Below are 16,836 nucleotides of genomic sequence, written 5' to 3' on the forward strand. Positions count from 1 at the left end.
CGACCAGGAACGGTTTACACATTGGATCGAAATCAGCGCTAACGCGTTGCATTTCACTGAAGCAGGACAATTGATGCAAAAGCTGCCGAGGTTCCCCATAGTCGGTATTGGCGCCTCTGCGGGCGGCATTGCCGCCATGGAGGGATTTTTTCGCGGGATGCCGTCTTCGAGCGGGATGGCGTTCGTGATCGTCACGCATCTCAGCCCGGAACGGGAAAGTCTGCTGCACGAAGTGATTGCGCTTTACACCGGAATTCCGGTTCGTGTCGCTGAAGATGCAATGGATATCCATCCTGACACCGTCTACGTGATGCCGCACAACGCGATCCTCACCATCGAAAATTCCAGCCTAAAGCTGCGCCAACCGAATTCGGTGTCCAGGGAGCGCAAGCCCATCGATATCTTTTTCAGCGCGCTGGCCGAGGATCAGGGCGAATACGCCGTCGGCGTCGTCCTGTCGGGCGGCGATTCCGACGGTACGTTGGGCATCAAGGCAATCAAGGAGCATGGCGGCCTGACGCTGGCGCAACTCTCCGACGAGTCGGGTCCGAGCAATCCCGACATGCCGCGCAGCGCGATCAGTTCCGGTCTGATCGATATCGCCATCCCGGCCGATGAGATGGGTGCGAAACTCATGGAATTTGCCCACAGCTTTGAACTGCTCGACGAGCTTGAAGCTGACGATGGCAAGGCCAGTGCTTTGAAACTCCGCAAGGGCCAGGAAGAAATCTACGCGATCCTGCGCAGCCATTCGGGACATGATTTCTCGGGCTACAAGGCCAAGACGTTCTTGCGTCGCGTCAGGCGACGCATGCAAATAACACAGAACACCGCGATCGATGCCTATATAGAGTTGCTTCGTTCAAATGCGGAGGAAGTGCGGTCGCTGTTTCGCGACCTGCTGATCAACGTGACAAATTTCTTCCGCGACACGGACGCTTTCAAGACCCTGGAAGAAACCGTCATCCCCAAACTTTTCGAAGGCAAGGACGCCAACGATACGATCCGCGTCTGGGTGCCCGGCTGCGCAACCGGCGAGGAAGTCTTCTCGATCGGAATGCTGATGCGCGAGCATATGGATACACTTTCGGCTGTGCCGCGCATCCAGATTTTCGCCACGGACATCGATGACGCGGCGCTGAGCATCGCACGTTCGGCGCGCTATCCGGAGTCATTGCTTGCGGGCGTTTCGCCTGGACGTCGCGAACGCTTCTTCAGCAATGACGGCACAAGTTTCATCTTGAGCAAGAGCGTACGTGATCTCTGCATCTTCTCGGCGCACAGCGTCATCCGCGATCCACCCTTCTCGCGCATGGACATGGTGTCGTGCCGGAACCTGCTGATCTATTTCGGCCCCGATGTGCAAAAGCAGGTTATTCCGACCTTCCACTATTCGCTGAAGCCCGGTGGCTATCTGTTCCTTGGCACCTCCGAAAGCATAAGCCAGCATGCCGACCTGTTTGCACCGGTCGACAAGAAACAACGGATCTTCAAGGCACGAGAACATTCGGCGCCGCCGCGGCTGCCGATCTTGTTGAATGCTGCGCCTGCAACCAACTTTTCCAGCGCCAATGACACACATGCCCGCCGCGGCTTGTCTTATTCCCTAAGGCAAACCGTTGAAGCGCAGGTTCTCGAACGCTTCGCTCCGGCTCACGTCGTCGTCAATGGTGATGGAGATGTCGTCTATTACTCGGTCCGAACCGGCAAATATCTCGAGCCGCCGCAAGGGGTGCCGAGCAGACAATTGCTCACAATGGCACGCAGCGGCCTGCGTCTGGAATTGCGCGGCGCTTTGCGGGAAGCCGCCGAGGGCCGGCGCACGGTTGTGCGCGAAGCGATAGCCATTGAAGAAGATGAAGATCGTGTCCAATTCGTCACATTGACGATCGAGCCCTTGACTGATCGCGGCAGCGGCGAGCCGCTGTTTCTCGTCCTGTTCGAGCCGGTGGGCCAGCCGCAGCCGCGGCTGGAGGCTCTAAAGGTTCGACAGCCGGTGGCATCTGGGATTGCTGATTTCGAACGCGAGCTCCGCGATACGCGCGAGCGCCTGCAATCGACGATCGAAGAATATGAGACCGCGTTGGAGGAGTTGAAATCTTCCAATGAGGAACTCGTCTCGGTCAACGAAGAAGCCCAGTCCTCCAATGAGGAGCTCGAGGCCTCCAAGGAAGAAATGCAGTCCCTCAATGAGGAATTGAACACCATCAATGCCGAACTGGTTTCCAAGATCGAGGATCTCGATCGTGCCAACAGCGATCTGAAGAACCTGTTCGAGAGCACACAGATCGCGACTGTTTTTCTCGATACCAAGCTGGTTATCCGCAGCTTCACGCCGGCGGCGTCTTCGTTCTTCAACTTGCTGCCGACCGACATCGGAAGACCGCTGACCGATCTTGCCAGCCGGCTCGATTATCCGCACCTGCGCGACCATATTGCCCAGGTTTTCAGGGCCGGCGAGATGATCGAGCACCAGCTGCCGCGCGATAGCAACGGCATCCACTATCTCGTACGGCTGATCCCCTACCGCGACAGCGCGCGGAAAATCCAGGGCGTGGTGGTGACCTTTGTCGATGTGACGACCATGGCTGAAGCCGAAGCCCACCAGCGGGTATTGATCTCGGAACTCAACCATCGGGTCAAGAACATGCTGGCTGTTACGGTCAGCATTGCCAGTCAGACCCTGAAAAATGCTCCCTCTTCGGAGGCTTTCGCCGAAGCGCTCATCGGTCGCCTGCGCGCCATGGCCCGGGCCTACGGAGTGCTCTCGCGTGAAAGCTGGAAAGAGGTCTCGGTAGAGGAAATCGTGCGGCAGGAAGTCGAGCCGTTCGGGCTGGAACGCATCAACACCACAGGCGAGGACATTCGGCTCAAGCCTCAGCAGGGCCTGTCGCTTGGCATGGTGATCCATGAACTTGCCACGAATGCTGGAAAATATGGCGCCTTGTCCGTGCCAAACGGCGTGGTGTCCGTGACTTGGTCGGCGTCGGATCACGGTTTTCAGCTCGAATGGTTAGAAAGCGGCGGTCCCGCTGTCATTCCGCCTGAGAAGACGGGATTTGGTCTTTCGCTGGTGAAGGGCGAAATTGAGTATCGGCTTGGCGGAAATTTTGAAACATCTTTCGGTTCCGATGGTTTGAGCTTGCGGATTGAGTTTCCGTTTGATCATCGGGAGAGCGAAACGTGACTGCATCTCGTATCCTTATCGTCGAAGATGAATGGCTGGTCGCGGAGGAGCACCGCGCAATTCTGGAAGAGGCCGGCTTCGCCATCGCCGGGCCAGTGCCGTCCGTTGCTCGCGCGAAAAAGCTGATCGAGAGTGAAGTCATATCTGCCGCGGTCCTGGACATTGGTCTCGGCGGCGAGACCAGCGCTGCCCTTGTCCCTCTTCTAGCGCAACGCGGAATTCCGTTTATTTTCGTCAGTGGGTACACAACATCCGACATTCCGCAGGATTTGCGTCATCACAAGATGCTGTCAAAACCCGTGTGGGCTGCCGCGCTGGTCGAGGCCGTGCGAAATATGCTCGGTGTTCAACCGACAGCTTTGGCAAGACACCAGGACAGCGGAACGGTGCCAACCCAACGAGAAGCCCGGTAACTGCACAAAGACACTGGTTTTTCATCAGATATGCGACGACATTCGGGTCCAGGCCCGAGACGACGTCGCCGGCAAGTGCCTGCGATCCGGCCGGCACGATTGGCATGCTCCCGGTCTGGCGTATTCCAGAGCTGGGCGAAACTTCGCGACCGCGCGACGATTGGTCAGGCGATGAGCCTAGCAAACAACGGGCAGTTCGCCCTCGGTTTGCTTCGCGTCGAATAGGACGCCAAGGCCGTAAGTGACGGCGCCAGCGGCAATCATCTCTGCCAACGCTGCGTTTGACACCGGGCAATGCGGCATGACCGCCTTGATCGCGAGTTCGGCATTCGCGATCGACACGAAATCGTGCCGTCGCTTACGGGTCTCCAGATATTGTTCGATCAACATCTGCAGTCGCCTTCTTTCTATTTCATCGCCAGCCATTGGTTCCTCCTGTAGACAGTCTGAAAGCCCACCACGCCTAAGGAGCGGTGGCTTGGCGGCCCTTTTTGAGGACCGTGGACTCGAGTGAGGCGGGCAGCGTTGCTGACCAGGATGTCGAGACCGCCGAGGGTCGTTGCTGCTTCATCGGCCAGCTTTCTGCAAAAGGCCTCATTGCGGATATCGCCGGCAAGCCTTTTGACCTGCCGCTTTTATTAGGTCCACCAGTTCGTCGGCGTCTTCCTGTTCTTCGGGGAGGTAGCAGAAAGCAACGTCCGCACGCTCGCGCGCGAATGCAATCGCCGCCGCACGACCAATACCGGAATCGCCCGCCGGTTATCAGCGCTTTGCGGCCGGCAAGCCTGCCTGATCCTTTGTAGGTCGTTTCGCCGTGGTCCGGGCGCGGCACCATTTTGCTGGCCAAACCCGGCCACTTCTGTTCCTGTGGCTTGAAAGGCGGCTGGTGATATTGCGTCACCGGATTCTGTTTTAGCATCGGGCTCGCAGGGCCTGCTTTAGCAGGCACTGTTCCCGTATCGGCTGACGCGTGGAAGCATAAGCGGCGAGAATTCCTCCCGCCATGCTTCCGACGACAAGTCTGCGCGCTGCGTCTGGTACATTGTCATGCTGGTCGTGGTTCATCATGGGCTCGCTTTGACGGCAGGTGACCGTTACGGAAGTGGCACCTAACCGGCCGTCGACGCGAATGTTCCCTTGTGATTGCAGTGAGTGTCGGTCGCCTTGCCCGTCTTAGCTGTGAGGCCGCGTCACGACTTTGATACAGCCATCCTGCTTGTCGCGGAACGTCTTGTAGAGATCCGGCCCTGCTTTCAGATCGGCCCGGGGGTAATCACAAGGAGGGATCGATTGCGCCGTTCTGGACCATGGCCAATAAAGGTTCCAGGTAGCGTTGCGTATGCGTCTGGCCCATCCGGAAAGCCGGTCCCTTATTCATCGCCGCCAAACGGGATGTGATCGACCAGACCAACATAGACGCCAGGAACCGAGATGGTGCCGCCCCTGCGGCAGCGATAGATTGCCTCGCGCAGCACATGCGGCCTTGGGAATGCCAGCCCTTTGACGCGAATATTGGCTCAGTCGCTGGACGCCGACCCAGGCTCGGCCATCCTACGGTGCTGTTCGGCCAAGGTGCCTGCCGGCGTGACATGCGCGGCGGCGACCTGCAGCTTGTTTTTCCAACCGCTGACGACCTGTTCATCACCGGCCATCATCGCCTCGTAACCCGTCTTGGCGACATCGGCCGGATTGTCCTTTTCATCGGAGCCGACCTTGGTATCCATCATTTCAGCGCGCTCGAAGAATCGCGTCTGCGTGGGGCCGGGCATCAGCACGGTGACCGTCACGCCGCTATCTTTCAGCTCATGGCGGAGCGCGATCGAGAAGGAATCGATGAACGCCTTCGTGCCGTTGTAGACGGCCTGGAATGTGCCGGGCATGAAGCCGGCGATCGATCCGGTGAACAGGATGCGCCCGCGGCCTCGCCGGGCCATCTTGGCGCCGAGTTCATGCGCCAGATAGACCGTTCCGGTGACATTGGTGTCGATGATCCGGCGGACTTTTCGCCAGTCCTGGTCGACGAAGCCGTTGCCGAGCCCGCGTCCCGCATTGAGAAACAACAGGTCGATATCGCGATCGCCGATCTGGGAGATCAACCGATCGGCGCCCTCGACGGTCGCCAGATCGGCCTCAATGGCTTCGACCGTTACATTGCGGGTCTCAAGTGCCTCTGCCGCCTGCCGGATAGCCGGCTCGTCGGCGGCGATGATCAGGTCGTAACCGTCTTTAGCGCACAGCTTTGCGAGTTCCCTTCCGATGCCACTCGAGGCGCCGGTCACCACAGCGAGTTTGGCGTCCGTCATCATATCCTCCATCTTCGTGCCATCGGAACCACGAGTGGGCACAATTGTTCCGCGGCGTTTGGGCTGGATTGGTCGTGCGCTGTCATGACGGTCAGGCGACGGTCGTCGTCGCGGTCCTTGCGCGCATTCATAGAGAGCCGTTGCGACAAAAACCGTTCTACGCCATGAGAACTCGCCATGGCCTACCTTCAAAAAAAGGCCCCCCGAACGCATGGATTGAGTACTCAGAACGGATCAGTTGAAGTTGGAACAAGTGGCCCAGTTGGAAGTTCGAACCGTGCAGCGTTGTTGCCCTCCCATGTTGATGCTGCGCGATCGGGTCATCCCCTCAGCCCGATCTGCCCGCGCTTCTCCGCGCCAAAGAGAAGCGCGGGCCCCCCTCTTTTAACGGCTGTCCGGGATGGAGCGTTTTGTTACGTTGGACTAGCCGACCTCACAGGCTCGTCGTCGGTTTCGTTTGACGAGCTCTCCGAGCGCTCTAGATCATTGATGCCGGACGCAGTTGGTTCGGGCCGGGGAGGAAATCCGCGTGGCGCATCCAACGCGCGCTGTACCCCATAACGACCGTCATTTTCCGGTTGGCTGGCTGTGCTTGCTTCTGATGCTAGCCGGGTTGGCCGGATGCTCGTCTTCCAATCAGGTGGCGCAGCAATCACGAACAGCGGCCTCCGCGGCACAGACCGTATCGATGGTACTGGATGCCTGGGTGGAGGGAGCGGCACCGTCCGCCTATGCCACGGCCGCACTGCACTCGGTCGGAAAAACGCTGGCCGATGTCGAGGCGCAAATTCGATCGGCCGAGACCGCTGAACCAGCCGGGCGAGCAGGACTGACGGCAGCAGTCAACAGTTTGTCGGTGGCGGTGGCGCATGCCGAGGCGGGATTGCGGGTGAACAATCGCACTGAGGTGAAAAGCGCACAACAGGATCTTCGGGCGGCCATGCGCTCGCTCGCCGCCGCTTACACCAGCGCTTTCGGACCAAAACCGTGAAGAAGCTTCTGGAAATATCGCTTGGCGTCGTCACCAGTGTCGGAGGTTTCCTCGAAGTCGGGTCGATGGCTACGGCGGCGCAGGCGGGTGCCGCCTTCGGATTCCAGCTGATCTGGGCCATAGTTCTCGGCACCATATGCATCATCTTTTTGGTTGAAATGGCCGGTCGGTTCGCCGCGATGAGCCATCACACGATCTCAGAGGGCATTCGTGAAAGATTTGGGTTCAACGTCTTCCTATGGCCGTTGCTCGTCGTCCTTCTCGTCAATTTCATGGTGCTGTCCGCTGAGATCGGCGGTGTGGCCATCGCACTCGAACTTGCCACCGGCATAGGCTTCCAGTGGTGGGCACTGCCGGTGGCGTTGCTGGCATGGCTGCTGCTGTGGAAAGGCACGTTTGGCTTTATCGAGAAAGGCGTTTCGGTCCTCGGCCTCGTGACGCTGTGCTTCGTGGTTGGTGCGGTGATGTTAAAGCCCGACTGGACAGCGGTCGCTGGCAGCGCCGTGCCTTCGCTGCCGGCTCACGATGCCATCAATTACTGGTTCATGGCGGCCAGCATTCTCGGCGCGTCGATATCGCCTTATCTTTTCATGTTCTATTCCTCGGGAGCTATCGAGGACAAATGGGATGAAAGCCACCTTGGGGCCAATCGTGCCATCGCCGGGCTGGGCATGACCTTCGGTGGGACCATTTCGATCGGCGTGTTGATCGTCGCTGCTCTCGTTCTCGCGACGCGCGGCATCGACCAGGTGGACGACTATCACCAACTGCCGTTGATGCTGATCCCTATATTCGGCTTCTGGGGGTTCGTTCTATTCGTTGCCTCGCTCGCCATTGCCTGTTTCGGCGCCGCACTCGAAGTCGGGTTGCAACAGGCATATCTGGTGGCACAGGGCTTTGGCTGGACGTGGGGTGAGGATCGCAAGCCGCGCGATGATCCGGGCTTCAGTGCCGTCTATACGGCATCATTGTTTTTGGCCGCCATTCCGATCATGCTTGGCCTCGACCCACTGAGGCTGACCATCTTTTCCATGGCGGTAACGGCGGCGAGCCTTCCGCTGACGGTAGTTCCATTTCTCTTCCTGCTGAATGACGAACGCTATGTCGGCGAACATCGCAACGGCATCATTTCGAATGCCGCCGTTGTCTTCATTATCGCGCTTGCCTTCGTGCTCGCCGTGGTGACGATTCCGCTGCAGATATTCGGAGGCACATGATGGAATTGATGCGTGATCTCCTGGACAAGCAGGTGTTCGACCGCCGGCGGGTCAAGATCGGCAAGGTCGACGGAGTGGTGGCCGAGTTGCGGCGGGGCAAACCACCAAGGATTGTCGCGATAGAACTCGGCTCCATCACTTTGGCGCGCCGCCTTGGCGCGCGGCCCGGGGAATGGATGGCGCAACTGGCGACGAGGGTGGGTGGCAAACGCCACGCCGAGCCACACAGGATTGCGTGGAAAAAGGTGCAGGACAACGGGCTCGACATCGAATGTGACATCGAGGTGGGCGAGACGTCGATTTTCGCCTGGCAGGACTGGTTGCGCGATCATGTCATCGGGCGCATCCCAGGAGCGTGATGATGAGGACAGTCAACCTCGAACATCTTGCCGGGCGACGCGTGCTCTCGCAGCGCGGAAAGAGCATCGGTCACATCGAAGAGATTCTCGCCGAACAGCGTGGCGACGAGCTCGTCGTCACTGAATTCCACGTTGGCATCTACGCCGCGTTCGAGCGTCTGTCGGCCTCGACCATCGGCATCGCGATGCTCGACCTGCTTCGGCTGCGCCGCCGCGACGGCCTGTACCGCATTCCCTGGGATAAACTCGATATCTCCGATCCGGCGCGACCGCGGCTGCTATGCCCGATGACCGAGCTTCCTGGATGGAAAGGGCAAAAGGACCTTCGGGAGTAGATGGCTACGGCTGGGAGGGCTAAGGCGCCGGCGTTTTGCCGGCGAACAGCCGTTCGTGCAGATGGCGCCTCCGCAAAGATTACTGCAGGTTCTTGCGAAGGAAGATGCGGGCGTGTCCTAGAATAACGAATTCGACCTTGCCGAATTCCTCAAACCCATGATGCCGGTAAAATTGAGGCGCCTGGAAACTGCTCGTCTCGACGACGGCTCTCTTGCATCCACGCCTAAAGGCTTCCTCCTCGATCGCCATAAGAAGCTGTGATCCATAGGATCGGCCACGCAATTTTTCAGGCAAGAAGAACATGTCGAGAAACAGGAGCCCCAGTTCCGTTCTGCCCCAAATTCCACCCCAGATCTTTCCCGAGGGGTCGGTAAGCTCCGCGCCGATCACTGCCCGGTCATCGATTCCGGTTTGTTCGATGTTGTGTCGATAGAGCGCAGCGGCCGCCTGCGTTCGTGCATCCCCGTTGTGAGCCAGAGCGATTGTAAATCCTTCGGTTCGAGCCGGCATGCGTTCTGCTCCTGCGTCGGAATGGTCTTGAGATTCAACCATCAGATTAACATCAAGGCGGCCGGTTCGCTCGCAGCTCTGATCGCCGCTTCTGTTGTAACCCGTCTTGCCCACATTCCGCATCGCGATCCGCGTCGGATGCATGCAGCCGCGCCCAACATATCGCTTTGGTGTTGAACAAAGCCCATCCTGCCTTGTCAGGTCTCATCACAATTCGTGCGCCGGCAAGAGTATCCACCTCGACGAAGGCTGCTGCGGATCACAATCCATTACGCCGGGAACAATGAGAAAAACCTGTCGTTGGGAAAGCGATCGCAATTCGGCGATTCAAACACGGAGACTCCAATGTTGAAGAAAATTCTAGCCGCGTCGGTGCTAACTATTGCCTTGGCCGGTTCCGCCCTGGCGCAGACAAATGGAACGGGTGCTGGCGGCACGGCTGGCACGGGTAATGGAACTGGTACTGGAACTGTTGGCAGCGGCGGCGCCGCTGGCAATGGCACTGGAAGCGGGAATGCGGCCGTGCCAACCGATCCGAATTCCACAAACTCGACTACAAAATCGAACGGCATGACCGACCGTTGCAAGGACGCCGCAGGCAATGACATCGATAACAACACTGCAAGTGGCGCAACGACCTCGACCGTGCAAAATTGCAACAAGTAGCCGATGGACCTAGCGGCTTCGGCCGCCCGAAGGCCCGCCATCAAGACAATGGCGGGCCTCCGAATACGTGCCTCGCATGCTGCCTGGATACATAGGAGCACATGTGTCCAAAGAGACCCGGCGGGCCAAACTCGATCGCTTAGCAGCCTCGATTCCGAAGCACGAATTCGAATTCCTAATGAAGATTGCAAAGCTAAGCCGTCATGACCTACTTGGCCTGATCGCTAAACACGATGGCGGCAGGGACAAGGTCTATAGGGACCTTGCGGCCCACTTGGCAGCAACTGAGGCCGCCCCGGAGCCCGTACATGAGGCGGCAGCTGACGACGGCCAAACAGCTGGAGCATCTCCAGCCACGAACTCGCCCGCCGGCAAGTGGCGGCGAAGATCATTTCGGTGCCAGCCCTGACGCTCCACGGAAGCGACGACCGTGTCGTCCTTCCAAAGTCTTCGAATGGGTTGGACGTGCATTTTACCGCGCCTTACTGACGAGTACTGCTGGATACGGCAGGCGGTAGGCGCTTTAAGGCCGGCTGCCATTCAGCTTCATCGGACATGCCGGAACCTGAAGCGCCGCCGCGCATTTCGTCTCCAGGCATGACCGATCTTGCGGTAATCGCCAGGGAGAAATTCAGATGCAAACTTCAGGCGCAACTTCACAGCAAAACCTTGGCCGATTGGCCATAGAACCGTTTTCCGGCACGGTGACGGTGCGGTTTTCCGACGCCATCGTCGCAGCTACGGAGCGGGCGAAGGTCCTGCGTGAAGACGGGCACGAGCCCGTTTTCTATATCCCCTTCGAGGACATCTATTTCGATCTTTTCGAAAAGACCGACACCACCACCCGGTGCCCGCTCAAAGGCACCGCAAGCTACTGGCGTGTCCACGCCGTCGGCAGTTCTTCCGATGATTTCATGTGGGCCTACGAAACGCCCGATGCGGCTGCTCTGGCTATTGCAGGTCACGGCGCTTTCGATCCGGAAAAGGCCCGTATCGATGTCGATCCTGCCGAGGACAAGCGACACACGCCACATATCGTCGAATAGGTTTCATCAGGCAGAGACAATCACGGTAACGACAGGCGCGATGAGCATTTTCTACCAGGCGGCAAAGATTGCGGAGGAGGTTCACGCGTCGCAGCGTGATAAGACCGGGCGGCCCTACATCGAGCATTGCCGCCGTATCGTCGACGCCGTCGAGACAATCGATCAGAAGACTGTTGCCTACCTTCATGACGTTCTGGAGAAAGGCGAAGGCTGGACCCGCGCCAAGCTCGAAGAAGCAGGCTTCGGACCGACAATTGCCGCGGCGGTCGATGCCATGTCGCGCAGGCCGGATGAGGAGTATTTCGCCTTTGTCCGGCGGGCTGCGTCGAACCCAGTGGCGCTCCCCGTAAAACGCGCCGATCTGGAGGACAACATCTGGCAGTCGAGGCAGGTCGGAGCGTCGGCGGCCAAATATGAAGAGGGCCTTCGCATACTTGACCAAGAGTTCTCCCGACAATAGTGCGCGCCCGACGCTGGCATTGCATCTGCCGAGGCAGCCATCGCCTGCGAGAGCTTGCGGCGCACAGCACGTTTCGGCTCTCCTGGCCGTCAGTTTTTCCGCGCCGGCGTGCGCCTGAGGGTCCTCGCTGGACCATGGAACGTGTGATCGGGTCAAAGCTCCTCCGGAGATGGACCGCAGCGTCTCCAAAAGGAGTAACGGCCGGCTCGGAATCAGGAACTCCTCCAGCACCGGTGCGTTGACCAGCAAGCCGGGACGAGTTCCCGGCCTCCGCGGGTGGCGGGCAAGCCGCCGCCGAACCCGAACTTCTGCACAATGAAAGGTAAGGCCATGGGCTTCTTTTCGAAGGACATCAAGACACTCGACGATCTCTTCGTGCACACGCTGCGCGACATCTATTACGCCGAAAAGCAGATCGAGAAAGCGCTGCCGAAGATGATCGGCAAGGCAACCGATCCGCAATTGAAGGCCGGATTCGAAAAACACCTCGAGCAGACCAAAGGCCATATCGAGCGCGTCGAACAGGTGTTCGAATTGCATGGCGTCAAGGCCAAGGAGGTCAACTGCCCGGCGATAGACGGCATTCTGGAGGAAGCCGACGATGTGAGCGGCGACGTCGACGACAAGGAGGTTCTAGACGCGGCGCTGATAGCGTCGGCGCAGGCGGTCGAACACTATGAGATGACCAGATATGGCACGCTCATCGCCTGGGCCAAGCAGCTTGGCCGCAGTGACTGCGCCAACGTATTGGCCAAGAACCTGAAGGAAGAGCAGGCGACCGATCGCAAGCTCACCGAAATGGCGGAAAGCAAGATCAACATGCAGGCTGCCGAGTAGGCCGTCCCAGGTCATGATGAGATTGGTTGAAATCTCATCATGACCTAACCCTGTTGGAGCATGATTTTTTCCAAAGCCGGCACCAGTGCTGCGTTGAGTCGATCTCCATCGTTGTCCACGGAACTTTCATGACGGGCGAATCTGCCATCTCTCGCGATCTGCCGACGAGTGTAAAATCGTCTTTCGGCGTGGCGTTGAGCACGGCGCCGATGGAAGCAAAGGCTGCCGACACGTTGCCGGCCGATGCTGGCCGATGGCAATACGAACCCAAATGGGACGGGTTCCGCTGCCTGGCCTTTAAATCCGGCGCGGCCGTGGAGTTGCGTGCAAAATCCGGCAAGCCGTTAGGGCGGTATTTCCCGGAAGTCGTCGCGATGTTGCATGAACTGAAAACAAAAGAGTTCGTGGTCGATGGTGAGATCGTCATCGAAATTGCAGGCTCTCTTTCTTTCGACGCCTTGCAGATGCGGCTGCATCCGGCGGAAAGCAGGATCCGGAAACTGTCGGTCGCGACGCCGGCAAAGCTGATCCTCTTTGACATGTTGGCGACCTCCGAGGGCGCCTTGATGCAGCAGCCGCTCTCGGTTCGGCGCGCTGCACTCGAACTGTTCGTAAAGTCGGCCGCGCGAAAGGATCTCGAACTGTCTCGGGCGACGCGTGATTTGGCGGCGGCAGGCAGATGGCTTGGCCAATCCGGACAAGGTTCGACCGACGGGGTCGTTGCCAAGCTTCTCGATGACGAATATCGACCCGGCGAGCGCGCCATGGTCAAAGTCAAGCGCCTGCGCACGGCCGATTGTGTCGTCGGAGGGTTCCGCTACCTGGCGAATTCGCGTGAAGTCGGCTCCCTGTTGCTTGGCCTGTACAATGACCAGGGGCAACTCGACCATGTCGGGTTCACTTCGACGATCGCCCGGGAGGACAGGGCCAAGCTTACGCGACAACTTGAAGCTTTGCGATCGGCTCCTGGCTTCACGGGAAAAGCGCCGGGCGGTCCCAGTCGGTGGAGCACGGAAAGAAGTGGACAATGGGAGCCATTGCGGCCCGAACTGGTGGCGGAGGTGCGGTTCGATCATGTCACCGGCGATCGTTTCCGTCATGGCACCAAATTTCTGCGATGGCGTCCTGACAAAAGCCCGAAGCAATGCACGTTCGAACAGATACTTGGAAAATGAGGCTTGGCGAGGCGTCGACAGGTCCACACCATCGAGACCAAATCCGTCAAGCATTCGGCGCAGCCAAATCCAGTCGCATTTCACTGGCGATCTTGAACCCGGCGGCGAGATAAACGCCTTTGCAGGAGGATGCCGGACCAAACTCGTTGTTCAGTCTGTCACCACGCCTCGCTTTGGCGGATCACGGTTCTCGTCCGGATTAGGAACTGGCACTTCGTCGGGAAGAAGATCCGGCTCAGGCTCGCGTATGTCCGGCGTCCACGTCGGCGCATCCACTGGCGGCTCTTCGGTTGGCTCTGGTTTGGGGGGCACATCTATTCTCCGGGTTTCGCTTGGGCGTGGGGTTCGGCCCGCCACAGGTCGCGCGTCGCCGCCTCTGGAGGCGAAAGGGTCTTTTCACACCCCATGTATTTTTACCGATGGCCAGCGGTCCTGGGGCTTGTCGGCGCCCGATCAGAGTCCTGCGTTCCGGCTCCTTTGAGCGCAATGTTGGCATCCGCTGCCTCTGGCTCTTTGAGGGCTGCCCTGTCGACGTTCTTGATCTCGGCCATAAGGCATCGTCCTTGGTGGCCAACGGGCAACCGCGAGAATTGTTCCGAGCGATTAAGGGCGGCTGGAGCTGCTGTGCGGACCTTCTGGCTGGGCAGTTATCAACTATGCTGTCTTGCGTTTCGGTGAGGCTCTCTTTGTGGATCTCGCCAGCCCTTCCTGTTTGAGGCTCTTCTCCAGCACCTCAGCGAGGTTGATGACATTCTCCTGTGGCCTTGGTGCGGGCTTCGGCAGCTTCTTGCCTTTGCGCTTTGCATCGATCATGGCGATCAGCGCGTCTTCATAGGTGTCTTCAAATTTCGAGGGATCGAAGGTCGTCACTTTTTTGTCAATAAGCATGCCGGCGATTTCGAGCAGATCGGGGTCGTATTTCTGCTTGGCCAATCCATCGAACACAGTGCTTTCCGAAACCATTTCGTTGTGGTTGCGAAGCTCGGTCATCACCATCCCCTTGCCATAGGGCTGAATCAGCACTTCGCGGCCGCGCTGGTAGAGCACCACGCAGGATCGAGCGGCCACGCCCTTGTTCTTCATGGCATCGCGGATCACTCCGTATGCTTCGATTGCGGCGCCGTCGGCCGGGATCAGATAGTAGGGCTTCTCGAGATAGCGCGTATCGATATCGTCAATCGATACGAATTCGCCGACTTCGAGCGTGTGCTTCGACGTCAGCTTCAACGCCTTTATGTCGTCAGGTTCGATCTGGAGAAATTCGTCCTTTTCGATCTCGAAACCCTTCACCTGATCCGCTGCATCCACCAGCTTTCCGGTCTCCTCGTCGGCGTAGACGCTCCTGACCGGCAGACCGTCCTTGCGGTTCAAAATCTTGAAATGGATCTTGGATGCTTCGCTGGTTGCGCCGACAATCTTCACGCCGCAAGTAACCGAACCAACCTTCAAGAAGCCCTTCCAGGCAGCACGTGGCGCGGCCATTTTGCGCTTATCCCGTTTCCAGCTAGGGCAACGCGTTTCCGTTCGAATTGTTCCTGCGGCGGGGGCTCGGTGCACCGTGAATGTCCGGTGGGGAAGTCCTGTCAGTCTCGACAGCCGGGCCGACGCCCTGCATCCGCAGGAACCGAACCGCACCATGAACATTGTCAGACACAGGCAGGAGAGTGTCATGCAAGTCGTTCGGACCGAAGTGGTGAATGCCAGGGCGCCAGACGGGCAGTCGGTTCGCCGGGTGATATTTTGCGGCGAGGGCGGCGACTGGGTTACGGTGGACATGGCAAACGTCGGGATACAAGCTGAAGATGACGTGCTTGCCCGCGCAAAGGCAATCCTGGTCCAGACAGCGACCTTTGATCTCGCAGCCAATGAATATGACGCGAGCAGCAACGGCAATTTCGACCAGGTCGAGATAACCTCTGCAAGCGACGGCGCCGGCGACGTATATGTCTTTGAGTATCGCGATGGCGAAACCAGCCGACGCATACCGCCGTCGAGGATGGCGAGCCTTGAGGCGGCCCGGTCCGAAGCTATCCGCTGCGCAATCGATCTTCTCGCCGACCTGCAGCCTGGCACGGACGCTCTGTCCGGCTGGCTTGTGAGGGTATCCAACGAAAACGGTGAATTGCTTTACACTGTTGATGTGGCTGAGGCCGATGCAGCGCGGCAGGCAGGCCAGTAACCCAAACCCGACGGAATCCACCAGTGGCCGCCCAAGGATTGATTCACGGACCAATAGGCGACGATGGCCTGCATCTGTGCGTCGACATGCAGCGCCTGTTTGCGCCGGGTGGACCTTGGCCCGTGCCGTGGGCTGAAAAGGTGGTCCCGGCGATCGAAGAACTGGTCGCCAGACATGCCAGCCGTACCCTGTTCACGCGCTTCATTCCTGCCGCCCGCCCGGGCGAGGCGCCGGGAATGTGGGCAAACTACTATCGTCGGTGGGCGGAGGTAACCCTTTCCAACATCGATCCGCGCCTGATCGAGCTGATGCCTCAACTTGCACGATTTGTACCGCCGGCGACGGTGGTCGACAAACATGTCTATTCGCCCTGGACCGAGGGACGGCTCGACGCGCTGCTGAGTGGCTCCGGCGTGCGTGCGCTCGTGATCACCGGTGGCGAAACCGACGTTTGCGTTCTCGCGACCGTGCTTGGCGCCATCGATCGTGGCTTTCGCGTCATTCTCGTCACCGATGCCATCTGCAGCTCTGCCGACCAGACCCATGACGCACTGATGGAAGTCTACCATTCCCGCTTCAGTGAGCAGATTGAGGCGGCCAGCATGGCGGAGGTGTTGGAGTGTTGGCCACAACTCACTCGCTGATCTGGGGGGCTTCAAGTGAAAGGGCCGACAATCGTCATTCTGGTCGGGCGGACTGTTTCAGTTGGCGGACGGCACTACAGTGAACCGGAAAACGTATATGAACGGCACGATTGCCTGATCTGGTCGCTCGCGTGAATCAGTGTCTGGAAGCGTACAAAGCCTTGCAGAGCTATCGACAGCGCGGCCAACCGTCATAGAATGGACAGGATACAGCGCCGAAGACTCGATGCCGGCATCTAGCAATCTTTGCGAGACATCCGGCGCCTCTGCCGTCGGCCTTCCGCTGGGAGGGTGATTTGCTGAAAAGCGAAGTCATTGACCTTGAAACCTAGTCGCTGGCAATCGCGCTGACGACATTGTGTCGACGGCGTTTGCGGTCGATGGAATCCGCGCAAGTTTCCTGAGTGTCGCTGCGACGACGAGGAATTGTCGGGCTTATGGTCCATGCCATGTCCGGCAAGAAAATTGCCGTGAGCCTCGACCACCGGGTGGCTGCCTCGCCTTCCGAGTTGC

General features: G+C 58.9%; 17 protein-coding genes and 2 pseudogenes. 13 read left to right on the plus strand and 6 right to left on the minus strand.

Annotation, left to right across the window (positions count from 1 at the left end):
- Positions 1-73: 73 nt before the first annotated feature.
- Together NKI31_RS11160 and NKI31_RS11165 are read left to right on the plus strand one after the other, a co-directional pair.
- Entirely contained in the window at positions 74-3,187 is a 3,114-nt protein-coding gene (locus tag NKI31_RS11160; RefSeq protein WP_352651501.1) for a CheR family methyltransferase, read from the plus strand.
- Positions 3,184-3,600 (plus strand): response regulator, encoded by a 417-nt coding sequence (locus NKI31_RS11165; protein WP_023741815.1) that lies wholly within the window; start codon positions 3,184-3,186, stop codon positions 3,598-3,600. The genes NKI31_RS11160 and NKI31_RS11165 overlap by 4 nt, the downstream gene beginning before the upstream one ends.
- A gap of 177 nt (positions 3,601-3,777) precedes the next feature.
- Here NKI31_RS11165 and NKI31_RS11170 read toward each other — a convergent pair whose 3' ends face one another.
- The 4 genes and pseudogenes from NKI31_RS11170 to NKI31_RS11185 all read right to left on the minus strand — a co-directional run bounded on the left by NKI31_RS11170 (position 3,778) and on the right by NKI31_RS11185 (position 5,903).
- Positions 3,778-4,026, minus strand: a complete 249-nt coding sequence (locus NKI31_RS11170) for a hypothetical protein (protein WP_023681163.1) — start codon at positions 4,024-4,026, stop codon at positions 3,778-3,780.
- A gap of 89 nt (positions 4,027-4,115) precedes the next feature.
- Positions 4,116-4,519 (minus strand): annotated as a pseudogene (locus NKI31_RS11175) (SDR family NAD(P)-dependent oxidoreductase); the annotation flags it as partial.
- 254 nt (positions 4,520-4,773) lie between these two features.
- Positions 4,774-5,084, minus strand: a pseudogene (locus NKI31_RS11180) (glutathione-dependent formaldehyde dehydrogenase); the annotation flags it as partial.
- A 33-nt stretch (positions 5,085-5,117) separates the two neighbouring features.
- On the minus strand, positions 5,118-5,903 hold the full coding sequence (locus NKI31_RS11185) for an SDR family NAD(P)-dependent oxidoreductase (RefSeq protein WP_027048652.1): 786 nt from the start codon (positions 5,901-5,903) through the stop codon (positions 5,118-5,120).
- A gap of 529 nt (positions 5,904-6,432) precedes the next feature.
- Between NKI31_RS11185 and NKI31_RS11190 the strand changes: the two genes are divergently transcribed.
- Genes NKI31_RS11190 through NKI31_RS11205 form a run of 4 tightly spaced genes read left to right on the plus strand, consistent with a single transcriptional unit; the run spans position 6,433 to position 8,805 of the window.
- Positions 6,433-6,894, plus strand: a complete 462-nt coding sequence (locus NKI31_RS11190; RefSeq protein ID WP_245260252.1) for a hypothetical protein — start codon at positions 6,433-6,435, stop codon at positions 6,892-6,894.
- On the plus strand, positions 6,891-8,111 hold the full coding sequence (locus NKI31_RS11195; RefSeq protein WP_023668066.1) for an NRAMP family divalent metal transporter: 1,221 nt from the start codon (positions 6,891-6,893) through the stop codon (positions 8,109-8,111). The genes NKI31_RS11190 and NKI31_RS11195 overlap by 4 nt, the downstream gene beginning before the upstream one ends.
- Complete coding sequence (locus NKI31_RS11200; protein WP_245260251.1) at positions 8,108-8,470, plus strand: hypothetical protein; 363 nt, start codon at positions 8,108-8,110, stop codon at positions 8,468-8,470. The genes NKI31_RS11195 and NKI31_RS11200 overlap by 4 nt, the downstream gene beginning before the upstream one ends.
- A gap of 2 nt (positions 8,471-8,472) precedes the next feature.
- Complete coding sequence (locus NKI31_RS11205) at positions 8,473-8,805, plus strand: hypothetical protein (RefSeq protein WP_023736049.1); 333 nt, start codon at positions 8,473-8,475, stop codon at positions 8,803-8,805.
- A 79-nt stretch (positions 8,806-8,884) separates the two neighbouring features.
- Here the strand turns inward: NKI31_RS11205 and NKI31_RS11210 are convergent, their stop codons facing one another.
- The gene (locus NKI31_RS11210; protein WP_352651502.1) at positions 8,885-9,460 is read right to left on the minus strand and encodes a GNAT family N-acetyltransferase; all 576 of its coding nucleotides are present in this window, start codon (positions 9,458-9,460) and stop codon (positions 8,885-8,887) included.
- A gap of 201 nt (positions 9,461-9,661) precedes the next feature.
- Here NKI31_RS11210 and NKI31_RS11215 point away from each other — a divergent pair, with 201 nt between their 5' ends.
- The 5 genes from NKI31_RS11215 to NKI31_RS11235 all read left to right on the plus strand — a co-directional run bounded on the left by NKI31_RS11215 (position 9,662) and on the right by NKI31_RS11235 (position 13,500).
- A complete protein-coding gene (locus NKI31_RS11215; protein WP_031195797.1) occupies positions 9,662-9,982 on the plus strand; it encodes a hypothetical protein in 321 nt (106 codons plus the stop codon).
- A 635-nt stretch (positions 9,983-10,617) separates the two neighbouring features.
- Positions 10,618-11,028, plus strand: a complete 411-nt coding sequence (locus NKI31_RS11220; protein ID WP_023704637.1) for a DUF427 domain-containing protein — start codon at positions 10,618-10,620, stop codon at positions 11,026-11,028.
- Between the two features lie 40 nt (positions 11,029-11,068).
- Entirely contained in the window at positions 11,069-11,488 is a 420-nt protein-coding gene (locus tag NKI31_RS11225; protein ID WP_023714626.1) for an HD domain-containing protein, read from the plus strand.
- 330 nt (positions 11,489-11,818) lie between these two features.
- On the plus strand, positions 11,819-12,325 hold the full coding sequence (locus NKI31_RS11230; RefSeq protein WP_023668075.1) for a YciE/YciF ferroxidase family protein: 507 nt from the start codon (positions 11,819-11,821) through the stop codon (positions 12,323-12,325).
- Positions 12,326-12,453: 128 nt separating this feature from the next.
- On the plus strand, positions 12,454-13,500 hold the full coding sequence (locus NKI31_RS11235) for an ATP-dependent DNA ligase (RefSeq protein WP_023815880.1): 1,047 nt from the start codon (positions 12,454-12,456) through the stop codon (positions 13,498-13,500).
- A gap of 654 nt (positions 13,501-14,154) precedes the next feature.
- Here the strand turns inward: NKI31_RS11235 and ku are convergent.
- Positions 14,155-14,922: a non-homologous end joining protein Ku gene (ku, locus tag NKI31_RS11240; RefSeq protein WP_502899116.1), complete on the minus strand. Its 768-nt coding sequence runs from the start codon at positions 14,920-14,922 to the stop codon at positions 14,155-14,157.
- Between ku and NKI31_RS11245 the strand changes: the two genes are divergently transcribed.
- Positions 14,888-15,679 (plus strand): DUF6894 family protein, encoded by a 792-nt coding sequence (locus NKI31_RS11245; protein WP_352651535.1) that lies wholly within the window; start codon positions 14,888-14,890, stop codon positions 15,677-15,679. The genes ku and NKI31_RS11245 overlap by 35 nt on opposite strands.
- Before the next feature lie 23 nt (positions 15,680-15,702).
- Positions 15,703-16,323, plus strand: a complete 621-nt coding sequence (locus NKI31_RS11250; RefSeq protein WP_023687850.1) for a cysteine hydrolase family protein — start codon at positions 15,703-15,705, stop codon at positions 16,321-16,323.
- Positions 16,324-16,836 lie beyond the last annotated feature (513 nt).

This window comes from Mesorhizobium sp. M0659 (assembly GCF_040320605.1).
Taxonomy (GTDB): domain Bacteria; phylum Pseudomonadota; class Alphaproteobacteria; order Rhizobiales; family Rhizobiaceae; genus Mesorhizobium.